This is a genomic window from Halostella litorea (assembly GCF_004785955.1).
Lineage (GTDB): Archaea > Halobacteriota > Halobacteria > Halobacteriales > Natronoarchaeaceae > Halostella > Halostella litorea.
In genome coordinates this window covers 123,869-136,734 of the sequence record NZ_ML214300.1, presented here as the reverse complement: position 1 = coordinate 136,734, position 12,866 = coordinate 123,869, and the positions used below count along the sequence as shown (strand labels likewise).

Here is a 12,866-nt window from a genome sequence, read left to right as displayed (position 1 = left end):
CCGACCATGCCCCAAGACCCACCCGAAGTACTCGTCGTCGACGACGAATCGAGACTCGCCGACCTGTTCGCCGCGTGGCTCGGGAGCGAGTGGTCCGTCGAGACCGCCTACGACGGGGAGACGGCGCTCGACCTCATGTCCGATTCGGTCGAGATCGTACTGCTCGACCGCCGGATGCCGGGGCTGTCCGGCGACGAGGTGCTACAGCGGATCCGCGAGGCCGGGTACGACTGCCGCGTCATCATGGTGACGGCGGTCGACCCGGACTTCGACATCATCGAGATGGGGTTCGACGACTACCTCGTCAAGCCCGTCTCGAAGGAGGACCTCCTCGACGTCGCCGACCGCATGGCCACCCGGTCGGAGTACGCCGAGGTGACACAGCGGTACTACGCGCTGAGTTCGAAGAAGGCGCTGCTCGAGTCCGAGAAGTCCGAGCGCGACCTCGCCAACAGCGAGGAGTACCGGGACCTGTGCGAGCGGACGGAGGAACTCGAGAAGGAGGTCGACGAGACGATGTCGGGCCTCTCCGACCACGACGACTTCGTCGGGGCGTTCCAGGACCTCCAGGACGAGTGATCACGCCTCGCGGTCGACGTCCGCGAACTCGAAGCGCGCGCCCCCGCCCTCGCTTTCCGTCGCAGTCACCGTCCAGCCGTGGGCGTGTGCGACCTCCCGAACCACCCACAGGCCGATCCCCAGCCCCTCCTCGGACGTGGTGAACTCCGAGTCGAAGGCGTGCTCGCGGACGTGGTCGGGCATCCCCCGCCCGTCGTCCGCGACGTAGAACCCGCCACCGAGGTCGTCGCCGGCCGCCAGCGGGGCCACCGTGACGGTGACGTCGCTCCCGCCGTGCTCGACGGCGTTGCGGAACAGGTTCTCCAGCAGGCGCAACAGCCGCGACCGGTCGGCCGCGACGACGCCCAGTTCGCCAAGCGAGAGGCTCGCCGCCTCCGTGCTGACGTTGCCCCATGCCGTCTCGACGGCCTCGGTCAGGTCGACCGCCTCCGGTTCGGTGACGGTCTGTCCGTGCCGGGCCAGCGCCAGCACGTCGCCGATGATGTCCTCCATCCGTGAGAGCGCCTCGTCGACGTTGTCCAGTCGGTCCGTGCTCCCGCTCTCCAGCGCCAGGTCGACGTACCCCTGCGCGACCGACAGCGGGTTCCGGAGGTCGTGGCTCACGATCTCGGCGAACGCCTCCAGGCGCTCGTTCTGCCGGCGGAGTTCGCGCTCGCGGCGCTTCCGCTCGGTGATGTCCCGGAGCACGCCGACGGTGCCGTTGAAGCGGCCGTCGTCGTCGACCAGGAGGGCGATCTGGTTCTCGCAGGGGATCGTCCGCCCGTCCTTGGTGTGGACGTCCATCTCCATCGCCGTCGCGTCCGGGCCGTCCTCGCACAGCAGTTCGCGTATCCGGTCGCGGCCAGCCTCGACGTCGTCCTCGTCCATGACGATGGAGACGTGCTCGCCGAGCAGCCCCTCGCGGCTGTACGCCGTCATCCCGACCAGCCCGTTGTTGACGGTCATAAAGTGGCCGTCCTCGTCCAGCGCGTACATCCCGTCGCCGACGGTTTCGACGAGGCGCTCGTACCGGTGGAGCGTCCGCTCCTGCTGTTCGATCCGCCCCTCCAGGGCCATCGAGTGGAGGACGTTCGAGACGCTCCCGGCTATCTCCGCGACCGCGGCCCGCTCGCCGTCGCCGATCGGCGTCCGCGAGTACGCCCCGAGCACGCCGTAGCGCTCGTCCCCGGCCATCAGCGGCGCCAGGATACACGCCGAGCAGCCGTGCTCGGCGGCGGCGTCGGCCCACGGAACCGTCCCCGGCCGCTCGGCGGCGTCCTGGACGACCGCGGTCTCCCGCGACCGCAGGACGCGCTCGACCAGCGTTTCCGGGCCGTCGGAGTCGACCGGGAACGTCTCGGAGACCGGCCACCCCTCGACCGCGCTCCCCGTCACCCAGGGGACGACCTGTCGCTCCCCCTCGTCGTACTCGCCGATCCACGCGAAGACGAACCGGCCGTCCCGGGTCAACCGGTCGCAAACGGCCCGTTCGATGTCGATTGGCGACGACGCGTCGACCAGTTCCCGCTTGACCGGCATCACGATGTCGTCCCGGGCGGCGTTGTCGTCGTCTTCGTCCGGTCCGGCCCCGGACCGGTCGCCCGGTTGGTCGGCCCCGGGGTCGTCGGTCGTCCCCCCAGTCGCAGCCAGGTCGTCGAGCAGGCCCGTCACGTGGGCGACGACGTCGCCGCCCGCGTCTGCGTCGTCGAGCGGGCCGTCGAAGCCGACGACCTCGCTTATCGCCGTCGCCCGGCGGCCGTCCGCGGTGAACTCCGAGAGGACGACCAGCGGGAGGTCTGGGTGGTGTTCCCTGATCGCCCGCAGGATCGCCGGCGCGCTGGCGACCGTCTCGTCGTCGGTGACGACGACGTCGACGGCGTCGCTCGCCCCCTCCGCGACGTATTCGACCGCCGCCTCGAACCCGGCCGCGGTCAGCACGGTCAGTCGCGAGTCCCCGTCTTCGAGCGCCGTTGCGACGCGTTCGCGCCGTGTCGCGTCGTTGGAGACGCACAGGACGCGGTTTGGCTCCGTCATTGTCTGGGTTCCGTGTACAGCACACCCGACGCTGGAGGGGATCGACAGGGTGCGATGATCGGTAGTAGGGCTTTCGGGTCGGCGACAATAAAACGTTCCGTCAGCGGCCGCGCCGACCCCGCTTACCGCCAAGTATTTGCTGGCGCTGTTCGTGGACTGGGGTACAAACATTATCCCGATGCGACTTCGAACGAAGCTCTTTGCCGTGTTTCTCGCCCTCTCGCTGATACTGACCGGCGTTCTCGCGTTCGAGTACCAGTCGCATCGGGACAGGGTGTTGACCCAGGCGGAGGCCGACGCCGAGAACGACGCGTCCGTCACCGCGTCGCAACTCGACGAGCGGATCGACGCCGGCCGGGAGACGCTCGTCACCGCCGTCGCCCACCCGGCGATGGCCCGCCACGGCTCGGCGACGCAGGCGGCGCGCGTCGACGCGCTCGCCGACGAAACCGACTTCAACGGCGTCTCCGTCGTCAACCGGAGCGGGTACCTCGTCGCCATCGACGGCGAGTCCCGAACGAACGTCTCGGGCAGGTACCTCGGCGAGCGGCGGTACGTCCGCCGCGCGCTCGCGGGCGAGGCGTTCGTGAGCGACCCCTTCGAGGCCGAGACTGGCAACACCATCGTCGTGTTGAGCGTCCCGATCCGGGAGAACGGGACGGTCGCCGGGACGCTGAACGCCGCGATCTACCTGTCGAACGCGTCGTTTTTCGCGTCGCTCCCCGCGGCCGACGAGGGCGACCGGACCGTCACCGTCACCGCTGACGGGCGAACGCTGTACCGGAGCGACCCGCCGGCCGACGAAACCGTCACCGGGACCGCGACGATGGCGGCGACCGGCTGGGAGGTCACCGTCGACCGGGACCGGGCGGCGGTCCTCGACAGCGTCCGGCGACTCCTCTACGGCCAGACCCTGCCGACGGGGGCGGTGTTTCTCCTGCTCGTCGCCTGCGTCGCCTGGCTGTACCGCAACGACATCCGCAAGGTCGAGAAGCTCGCGGCGGGTGTCGCGGCGCTCGAACGCCGGCAGTACGACCGGGGGCCGGACCTCGGCGGCAGCGACGAGTGGGAGCAACTCGACGACGCGTTCTCGCGGCTCTCGAAGACGCTGGCCGAGCGCGAGACGATGCTGCTCGTGTTGAACCGGGTGCTCCGGCACAACCTCCGCAACTCGCTGACGGTGATCCTCGGCCGGGCGAAACTCATCGAGGAGTCGGCGTCCGACGAGGGAACGCGGCGGAACGCCGCGGAGATCCGGGCGGCGGCCGACGAACTCGGGAGCCTGAGCGAGAAGGCCCGGACGACGGAGGATCTGCTGGTTCCCCCGTCCGACACGGAGGCGATCGAAATCGACCTGGCGGACCTGGCCCGGCGCGTCGTCGGCGCACACCGCGTGGTCGGCCCCGACGCGGAGTTTCACCTCTCCGCTCCCGCGACCGCGCCGGTGCGGGCCGGGCCGGAACTGGAGCAGGCGGTCGACGAACTGGTCGGGAACGCGCTCGCCCACGCCGGAAAGCGGCCGCGGATCGCGGTCACCGTCGAGCGGCGCGACGGACGGACCGAGATCCGCGTCGCCGACGACGGCCCCGGGATACCGCCGGACGAGCAGGCCATCCTGCTCGGCGAGCGGGAGATATCACAGCTCCACCACAGCGGGGGGCTCGGCCTGTGGCTGGCCGACTGGATCGCCAGCCGCTACGATGGCGAACTCGACATCGACTGCGACGGCGGGACGACGGTGACGCTCCGGTTCGAGAGCGCCTGACGGTGCCCGCGGCCGCGGAGGGCGGCCGGGTGCGACGGCTCAGCTCTGCCGGTAGATCAGGTTCCGCTGGATCTCGTTTGCGCCCTCGTAGATGACCGGGATGCGCACGTCGCGGTAGACGCGGGCGATGCGGCGGTCGGACAGCACCGAGCGGCCGCCGTGGAACTGCATCCCCTGCTCGGCGCAGTCGACGGCGGTTTCGGTCGCCTTCGTCTTCGCCATCGCCGCCCACAGGCCGGCCTCGTCGTCCGCGGCGACCTTCTCGGCGGCGCGGTAGGCCAGCGACCGGGCGGACTCGAACTCCGTGCGCATGTCGGCCAGCCCGTGCTGGACCGCCTGGAAGTCGCTCACGTCGCGGCCGAACGCCTGCCGGCCGTGGGTGAACTCCCAGGCCTCCTCGATGGCCGCCGCGGCGAGGCCGATGCCGTGGCCCGACACGACGACGCGGCCGTGGTTGAAGAAGTCCGCGAGCATGTAGAAGCCCGCGCCCTCGTGGCCGACGAGGTTCGACTCGGGGATCCGGCAGTCGTCGAACACGATGTGGCCCTGCTTCGAGGCGCGCATCCCCATCTTCTCGGGGATGTGCTCCGCGTCGTAGCCGTCGGCGTCCGTGGGCACGATGAAAAGCGAGTGGTTGCCGTAGCGGTTCGACTCGTCGTCGCCAGTGCGGGCGTAGACGGTGAGCCAGTCGCCCTCAACGGCGTTGCCGACCCAGTACTTCTCGCCGTTCAGCACGTACTCGTCGCCGTCCTTCTCGGCGCGGGTCTGCATGCCGGCCAGGTCGCTGCCGGTCTCCGGCTCGGAGACGGCGAGGCCCGTGATCTGCTCGCACTCCGCGACGGGCCGGAGGTACTCCTCCTTTTGCTCCTCGCTCCCGTACTCCTCGACCATCTCAGCGCCGAAGCTCGCGAGCTGGAGCGTCAGCGCGATGCCGGCGTCGGCCCGGAAGAACTCCTCGGCGATGGCGAGTATCTCGACCAGTTCCAGCCCGCGGCCGCCGTACTCCTCGCCGATGTCCTGGGCGACCAGGCCGGCGTCCTGGGCCGCCTCCAGCACCTCCCAGGGGTACTCCCCGCTCTCGAAGTACTCCTCGGCGTTGGGCTCGATGTGCTCCGCGGCGAACTCGCGGGCGTCCTCCTTCACGTCCCGTGCGCGCTCCGGCACGAGGCTCTCGTCCAGTAGTTCCATGGAAGGACCGTGGGCCTCGACGGGTAAAATAGCCCCTCAAACTGCCGACGCGGCGCGAAGGATTGTCGGGGGCGTGCCCGGTGGGACCGGGGCACGCGCCGTCGCTGCGAGCCGGGAGGTTTTACTGCCCCGGCCGCGAAGGTACACACATGGGTTTTGGTAGCTACGACGAGTCCGAACAACAGGAACAGACAGTCGACGAGGACGACGGGGAGAGCGTCAACGTCCACGAGCACGACCACCAGGGTTCCGTCGAGGTAGAGGACGCCGACAGCGAGCAGCTGCTCGACCAGCTTCAGGAGATCAAAGAGGAGTAGTCCGGGCGACGGGGGGCGGTCGCGGCGGAGCGTACGCTGTCTTTTTCGGGTCACACGTCGGCCAGCGACCGCCGCGCAGCGCGAGGGTGTTTCGAAACGAATATCACGGTTTTGATGCGATACGTCCGGTATGGACCCCCGCGTCCGCGAACACGCCGAAGTGCTGGTCGAGGACTGTATCGACGTCTCCGAGGGCGACGACGTCGTCGTCATGGCTCCCGCCGTCGCCGAGGACCTCGTCGTCGCGCTGTACGAGGAACTGGGAGAGAGGGGCGCGCTCCCCCACTACTCCGGGGGGAGTTCCCGCGCCAACCGCGCGTACATGCGCGCTGCCGACGTGGACGACTTCGTCGAGAGCGACATCCGGATGACGATCGCCGAGACGGCCGACGCGATCGTTCAGATCCTTGGGTCGCGCAACTCTTTCGAGACCAGCGACGTCGACCCGGAGAAAACCGCCGCCCGCCAGAGGGCAAACGAGGACGCGATGGCGGTGTTCATGGAGAACGACTGGGTGCTTACGCAGTATCCCGCGCCCGGCGACGCCCAGAAGGCCGAGATGAGTACGGCCGCCTACGAGGACTTCGTCTGGAACGCCGTCAACAAGGACTGGGAGGCCCAGCGCGACTTCCAGGCGAACATGGTCGAGATCCTAAACGAGGGCAGCGAGGTGCGGATCGTCTCCGGCGACACGACCGACGTGACGATGAGCATCGACGGCATGGTCGCGGAGAACGACTGGGCGGACGTGAACATGCCCGCCGGCGAGGCGTTCACCGCGCCAGTCCCCGACTCCGTCGAGGGCGAGGTGCTGTTCGACAAGCCGCTGATGGCCCAGGGCCGGGAGGTCGAGGGCGTGTACCTGCGGTTCGAGGGCGGCGAGGTCGTCGAGCACAGCGCCGAGAAAAACGAGGAGGTGCTGACGAGCGTACTGGAGACGGACGAGGGCGCGCGCCGCCTCGGCGAACTCGGCATCGGCATGAACCGCGACATCGACCGCTTCACCTACAACATGCTGTTCGACGAGAAGATGGGCGACACCGTCCACATGGCCGTCGGCCGGGCGTACCCGGAGACCGTCGGCGAGGACCGCGAGCGCAACGAGAGCGCCGTCCATCAGGACATGATTGTGGACATGAGCGAGGACTCCTACATCGAGGTCGACGGCGAAGTCGTCCAGCGGAACGGGACGTTCAGGTTCGAGGACGGGTTCGAGAGCGAAGCCTGAGCCGCCGGACTCGAACGCACTGCTTTTGGCGTCGCCCCACTGCGACCGGCGTACCGCTCCGGTTCTTTGGAATACATTGACATCCGTCCCGTTCCGTAACGCTCCCGTCCAGAAAATATCAGTAATATAAAACTATCAAGCGGTGTGGCGTCCCGATTCGCCCAATGCTAGAGAGGCTCCGCGCGATCGTCCCCGGCTTCATCCGGAACAGCTACGTCGCGAAGTTCGGCATCGCCCTCGCCGCCGTCATTCTGCTCGTGGGGGCAGTCGGCGGTCTCGTCTACGCTCAGACCAGCGACACGCTGGAGCAGGACACCGAACAGCGGCTCCAGACCGCCGCGACCGCGGAGTCCGAACAGATCGGGCAGTGGGTTCGCCACATGCGCATCCGGCAGACGACGCAGGTGAACTCGCGGGCCTTCCAGACGAACGACACCGAGGAGATCGACCTGCGCCTCGTCAGCACCGTCGAGAACGACCGAAGCGTGGAGGACGCCTACCACGTGAACGTCAGGAGCGGGGCGGTCATCGGCAAGTACGGGTACGGCCGCCTGGCGGCCGACGGGCGACTCTCCGACTCGGTGCGAGGGCGGATCGCGAACCTCTCCGACAGCCCGGCGACCGTGACCACGTCGAACGTCTTCCGGCACGAAGAGGGTGGTCCGCCGTTGTGGCTGTTCGTCAGCACCGTCCCGAACGACGAGGACCGCGCGCTCGTCACGGTGATCAACGCCGAACAGCTGTCGGAGACGACGATCCAGAGCCGCGGGGACGGCCGGGCCGTCGTCGTCGACGACCGCGGCCGGGTCGTCCTCTCGCGGAACACCTCCGAGATCCTCGAACGGTCCGCGATCACGCCCGCCTCGGAGTCGGCCGGGTTCGACACCGCGGTCGACCGCGGGGGCACCGAGCAGGCCGTCGGCTACGCTCCGGTGTCGTCGACGGACTGGACGGTCACGACGCGGACGCCGACGGCGCAGGCGTTCGCGCTCCGGACCGAGATCTCCCGGGGCGTGCTCGCCATGGTGGCGCTCGGCGCGGGCGGCGCGTTGCTCGTCGGACTCACCGTCGGGCGGAACACCATCCGGGCGGTCCGCGACCTCGCTCGGCGCGCCGGGGAACTGGAACAGGGGGACCTCGACACGGACCTGTCGACGACCCGGACCGACGAGTTCGGCGACCTCTACGGCGCGTTCGGGAGCATGCGCGACTCGCTCCGCGACCAGATACGGGCCGCGGAGGAAGCCAAGGAGGAGGCCGACCGGCGGCGCGAGGCGTCCGAGGAGCGCGCGGCCCACCTCGAAGCGACGGCCGAGGAGTACGGGAGCGTGATGCGGGCGTGTGCCGAGGGCAACCTCTCGCGCCGACTGCCCCCGGACGAGGAGAGCAAGCCGATGGCGACGGTCGCCCACGAGTTCAACCAGATGATGAACGAACTGGAGGCGACCGTCGCGGAGGTCAAGCGGTTCGCCGACGACGTCTCGGCCTCCAGCGAGCGGGTGACCGCCAGCACGGACGACGTCCGGCGGTCGTCCGAGCAGGTGACGGAGTCGATCCAGTCGATCTCCGAGGGGGCCGACCGGCAGAACGACCAGTTCCAGTCGGTGTCGGCCGAGATGGACGAACTCGCGGCGTCGGTCCAGCAGGTCGCCGCCGCCGCGGACGACGTGGCCGAACTCGCCGAGCGGACCGCCGACACCGGCGGCGAGGGGCGCGCGACCGCCGAGACGGCGATAGCCGAGATGGACGACGTGGCGGCCGCGTCGCGCGAGGCGGTCGTCGCGATAGAGGCCCTCCAGGACGAGATGGAGGAGATACAGGAGGTCGTCGACCTGATCACGGAGATGGCCGACCAGACCGACATGGTGGCGCTGAACGCCAGCGTTGAGGCGGCCCGGAGCGCGAGCGACCGCGAGGGCTTCGGCGTCGTCGCGAACGAAGTCCGCGCGCTGGCCGACGACACGAAGGAGGCGGCCGCGGAGATAGAGGAGCGGATCGCCTCGGTCCGCGAGCAGACCGAGCGGACGGCCGACGAGGTGCGGGCGGCACGGGACGACGTGACCCGCAGCGCCGAGTCGGTCCGCGACGTCGCGGCCGCGTTCGACGACGTCGCCGAGTACGCGGACGAGACCAACACCGGGGTTCAGGAGATCCGCGCCGCGACGAGCCAGCAGGCCACCTCGACCGAGGAGGTCGTCTCGATGGTGTCGACGGCGGCCTCGATCAGCGAGGAGACGACCGCCGAGGCCGAGACGGTCGCGGCGGCCGCCGAGGAACAGACCGCCACGCTCGGCGAGGTCGCAAACGACGTCTCCGGTCTCGCCTCGCAGGCCGAGCGGCTCCACGACGCGCTCGACCGGTTCGAGACCGACTCGGAGACGGAGGGCCTCCGCCCGTCGCCGGCGCAGTAGAAGCCGTCGTCAAGCGACCCGGTAGCTCACCGCGATCCCCTCGCCGAGCGGGAGGACGACCGTCTCGAACGCGTCGTCGGCCCGCACCGTCTCCAGGTACTCCGCGACACCGAGGGTGTGCTCGTTGGGGTCGTCCGGGTCCTCGCCCTCCAGGAGCGCGAGCAGTTTCTCCGTCTCGATGACCCCCGCGGCCATCGCGTTGTCGGCGACGACCACCCCGCCCGGCGGGACTTTCCCGCGAACGGCATCGAACGCCTCGCGGTAGCGGTGCTTCTGGTGGTCGATCAGGACCACGTCGAACGGGCCGTCGTAGCGCGCTATCGCGTCCAGCGCGTCGCCGCCCTCGTAGCGCGCCAGGTCGTCGAACCCGCCGCGGGCCATGTACTCGCGGGCCATGTCGAGTTCGTCCTCGTCGTACTCCGTGAGGACTATCTCGCCGTCGGCGGGGAGCGCGCCGGCGAACCAGTACGCCGAGTAGCCGTAGCCCGACCCGAACTCGAACACCCGTCGGGCGTCGACCAGCCGGGCGAGCAGGCGCAGCGTCGCGCCGACCTCGTGCCCGACCGTCGGGAAGCCGTGCTCGTCGGCGTACTCGGCCATCTCCGCCTGGACGTCGTCCGGCTCCGGGGCCGCCGCGCGGACGAACCGCGTCGCCTTCTCGGACAGGATCTCCATGCGTCAGCGTGGAACGCTCGCCGCCGTAATCGTTTGGTTCGCGGAGCGTGCCGACGGGCCGGCGACCCCCTCACCGGTTCCGGCTGACGGGGAACTTCACCCTGTCGGGGTTGTCGTTGAACCGCGCGAGGATCCGCTCGTACAGTTCGTTCCGGACGCGCTGGCCCCGTCGCGGGTGGACGAGGTAGCGCAGGCGGAGTTCGACCCACGACTCCTCCTGCTTGACGTTGACCGCGGGGCGGTCCTTCACTTCGAGTTCCACGGCCGTCTCCGACAGCACCTCGCGGTAGCGCGCGACGTTCCGCTCCATCTCGTCGCCGAGAAAGTCGTCCGCGGCGGCGACCATCTCCGCGCGGGCGAACTCCAAGTCCGTCTCGTAGGCCACCTGCACCGCGAGTTCGTTCCAGACGTAGGGGAACTCCTCCCAGGAGTAGTTGAACACCGCCGAGGAGAGCACGACGCTGTTTGGCACCGTCACGATCCGCCCCGAGGGCTGGTTCGTGGTGACGAGGTCGCCGTTTATCTCCCACAGCGTCGTCACGAGGAAGTCGACGTCTATCACGTCGCCCTTCGCGTCCTCGATCCGCACGCGGTCGCCGATCCCATAGGGGCGCTTGACGAGGATGTACACCCACCCCAGCAGCGAGAACAGCGGCTGCTGGAGGGCGAACGTCACGGCGAAGCCGACGACGCCGAGCGAGAACAGCACGCCGAGCCACTGCTCGGTGAGCGCGCCGAACACCCCGACCAGCGCCGCCGCGCCGAACGCCAGCCGGATGACGTTGCGCAGGTCGTGCAGGCGGCGCTTGCTCGCGGTGTGGCGCTCCAGCGCCCCGATAACTATCAGGTACAGTCCGTACGCGCCGAGCGCAACCGCGGCGGCTGAGAGCAGTCGCACCGCGAGGGCCGCCGCCGACACCGCGCCGACGCTCGGCCAGTCGACGGCGGCCGACTGGACGACTGCAGCGCCGATACCGGCGACGACGGCGAGCGCGAACGACAGGTAGCCGAGGCGACGGGTCACTGCCTGAACGTCCGGCGGTGGACACTAAACGGTTCCGGGGCCGCGGACTCGGGCGGTGTTCGGCCGAGAAGTGTGTTACTTGTGATCGTTTCTTACCGGTACCTATATCCACGTCGTACGTCTCGGTTCCGAAACGGGTCGATACAAGATGGGATTCTTCGATTCGCTCGGCGCGCTAGCAAGCAGTATCGTCGCGGCGCTCGTGATGCTCGTGTTCGCGATCGTCAGCTTCTACATCACGGTGTTCATCGTCGGCGCGGGCGCGAGCTTCGCCGGCTACGACCCCGGCGGCGGCTTCGTCACCCTCGCCGCCGCGGTCCTGGCCGGCGCGGCTATCGTCGCGGGATCGACGCCGCTGGCGGCGGTCGCCGGCGAGGAGTGATCGTCGGGTAGTCCGGAGCACAACCGCGTCCCCCGGAGGTGTCGCCTCGCGGCACCACCGGCAGATGAATACCGTTCGAACCCGTACCCGTAGCCATGCCTACCGACCGTGCCACCTTCGGCGGCGGCTGCTTCTGGTGTACCGAGGCGGCGTTCAAGGAACTCGACGGCGTCGAGCGCGTCACCTCGGGCTACGCCGGCGGCGACGTCGCGGACCCGACCTACGAGCAGGTGTGTCGCGGGAACACCGGCCACGCCGAGGTCGTTCAGGTCGAGTACGACCCCGACGTCATCACCTATCCCGACCTCCTGCAGGTGTTTTTCACCGTCCACGACCCGACCCAGCTCAACCGGCAGGGGCCGGACGTGGGCACGCAGTACCGCTCCATCGTCCTCTACCACGACGACGAACAGCGCGAGCAGGTCGAGCGCTTCCTCGTCGAACTGTCGGAGGAGGACGCGTACGACGACGATATCGTCACCGAGGTCGAACCCCTCTCGAAGTTCTACGAGGCCGAACAGCGACATCAGGACTACTACGAGAAGAACCCGGACGACCGCTACTGTAGCTTCTACGCCGAGCCGAAGGTCAAGAAGGTCCGCGAGAAGTTCGGCGACCGGGTCACGGCCGAGCAGTGACGCCGTACCCCGAACTCGTGGCGGACTACGACGAGTCGGCACCCGATCCCGCGGCCACCGAGACGACCACGTTCGCGCTGGGCTGTTTCTGGGGGCCGGACGCGACGTTCGGCGCGCTCGACGGCGTCGTCCGGACGCGCGTCGGGTACGCCGGCGGGACGAAGCCCGATCCGACGTACCACGCGCTTGGCGACCACTCCGAGGCGGTGCAGGTCGACTACGACCCGGCCGAACTCGACTACGCCGACCTCGTCGCGGTCGCATTCGAGCACCACGACCCGCGGAGCCAGCCACGAAAGCGCCAGTACCAGCACGTCGTCTTCCACGGGACCGACGCCGAGCGCGAGGCCGTCGAGGCGTACGTCGCCGCGAGCGACTGGCCCGACGGCGCCGTCGAGACGCGGATCGAGCGGATCGACGCCTTCCACGTCGCCGAGACGTACCACCAGACGTTCCACCTGTCGAGCAGCCCGGGCCTCCTGCGACCGTTCGAGGAGGCCGGGTACGACGACGCCGCGCTCCGCGAGTCGCCCGCCGCGGCGAAGGTCAACGCCCACGCCGCGGGCAAGGACGTGCCGGCGTTCGACGACGCGCTGACGTACGACCCGCGGCAGTCGTAGCCGACCGCCACCTCGTCGGCGCGTTT

12 protein-coding genes are annotated in these 12,866 nt (G+C 69.3%); 8 read left to right on the top strand and 4 right to left on the bottom strand.

All coding sequences use genetic code 11. From position 1 onward, the window contains the following. Positions 1–6: 6 nt before the first annotated feature. Positions 7–579, top strand: a complete 573-nt coding sequence (locus EYW40_RS00725) for a HalX domain-containing protein (protein WP_135819713.1) — start codon at positions 7–9, stop codon at positions 577–579. On the opposite strand, the gene EYW40_RS00720 is transcribed toward EYW40_RS00725, so the two are convergent. After that, positions 580–2,592, bottom strand: coding sequence for a sensor histidine kinase (locus EYW40_RS00720; RefSeq protein WP_135819712.1), 2,013 nt, complete (start codon positions 2,590–2,592; stop codon positions 580–582). A 178-nt stretch (positions 2,593–2,770) separates the two neighbouring features. On the opposite strand from EYW40_RS00720, the gene EYW40_RS00715 reads away from it, so the two are divergent. Further along, positions 2,771–4,357 (top strand): sensor histidine kinase, encoded by a 1,587-nt coding sequence (locus tag EYW40_RS00715; RefSeq protein WP_135819711.1) that lies wholly within the window; start codon positions 2,771–2,773, stop codon positions 4,355–4,357. A gap of 39 nt (positions 4,358–4,396) precedes the next feature. Here EYW40_RS00715 and EYW40_RS00710 read toward each other — a convergent pair whose 3' ends face one another. Next, positions 4,397–5,545, bottom strand: coding sequence for an acyl-CoA dehydrogenase family protein (locus EYW40_RS00710; RefSeq protein ID WP_135819710.1), 1,149 nt, complete (start codon positions 5,543–5,545; stop codon positions 4,397–4,399). Positions 5,546–5,694: 149 nt separating this feature from the next. On the opposite strand from EYW40_RS00710, the gene EYW40_RS00705 reads away from it, so the two are divergent. The 3 genes from EYW40_RS00705 (at position 5,695) to EYW40_RS00695 (ending at position 9,501) form a co-directional block, all read left to right on the top strand. Then, positions 5,695–5,862 carry a DUF5786 family protein gene (locus EYW40_RS00705; protein ID WP_135819709.1) on the top strand — a complete coding sequence of 56 codons (168 nt, stop codon included), beginning with the start codon at positions 5,695–5,697 and terminating at the stop codon, positions 5,860–5,862. A 130-nt stretch (positions 5,863–5,992) separates the two neighbouring features. After that, the gene (locus EYW40_RS00700; RefSeq protein ID WP_135819708.1) at positions 5,993–7,090 is read left to right on the top strand and encodes an aminopeptidase; all 1,098 of its coding nucleotides are present in this window, start codon (positions 5,993–5,995) and stop codon (positions 7,088–7,090) included. Positions 7,091–7,254: 164 nt separating this feature from the next. Beyond that, complete coding sequence (locus EYW40_RS00695; protein ID WP_135819707.1) at positions 7,255–9,501, top strand: methyl-accepting chemotaxis protein; 2,247 nt, start codon at positions 7,255–7,257, stop codon at positions 9,499–9,501. A gap of 9 nt (positions 9,502–9,510) precedes the next feature. Here EYW40_RS00695 and EYW40_RS00690 read toward each other — a convergent pair whose 3' ends face one another. Next, positions 9,511–10,176 (bottom strand): O-methyltransferase, encoded by a 666-nt coding sequence (locus EYW40_RS00690; protein WP_135819706.1) that lies wholly within the window; start codon positions 10,174–10,176, stop codon positions 9,511–9,513. A gap of 70 nt (positions 10,177–10,246) precedes the next feature. Next, on the bottom strand, positions 10,247–11,200 hold the full coding sequence (locus EYW40_RS00685) for a mechanosensitive ion channel family protein (protein ID WP_135819705.1): 954 nt from the start codon (positions 11,198–11,200) through the stop codon (positions 10,247–10,249). A gap of 148 nt (positions 11,201–11,348) precedes the next feature. On the opposite strand from EYW40_RS00685, the gene EYW40_RS00680 reads away from it, so the two are divergent. The 3 genes from EYW40_RS00680 to EYW40_RS00670 all read left to right on the top strand — a co-directional run bounded on the left by EYW40_RS00680 (position 11,349) and on the right by EYW40_RS00670 (position 12,840). Beyond that, positions 11,349–11,582 carry a hypothetical protein gene (locus EYW40_RS00680; protein WP_135819704.1) on the top strand — a complete coding sequence of 78 codons (234 nt, stop codon included), beginning with the start codon at positions 11,349–11,351 and terminating at the stop codon, positions 11,580–11,582. A gap of 95 nt (positions 11,583–11,677) precedes the next feature. Continuing rightward, positions 11,678–12,220: a peptide-methionine (S)-S-oxide reductase MsrA gene (gene msrA, locus EYW40_RS00675; protein WP_135819703.1), complete on the top strand. Its 543-nt coding sequence runs from the start codon at positions 11,678–11,680 to the stop codon at positions 12,218–12,220. Further along, positions 12,217–12,840, top strand: a complete 624-nt coding sequence (locus EYW40_RS00670) for a peptide-methionine (S)-S-oxide reductase MsrA (protein ID WP_135819702.1) — start codon at positions 12,217–12,219, stop codon at positions 12,838–12,840. The genes msrA and EYW40_RS00670 overlap by 4 nt, the downstream gene beginning before the upstream one ends. Positions 12,841–12,866 lie beyond the last annotated feature (26 nt).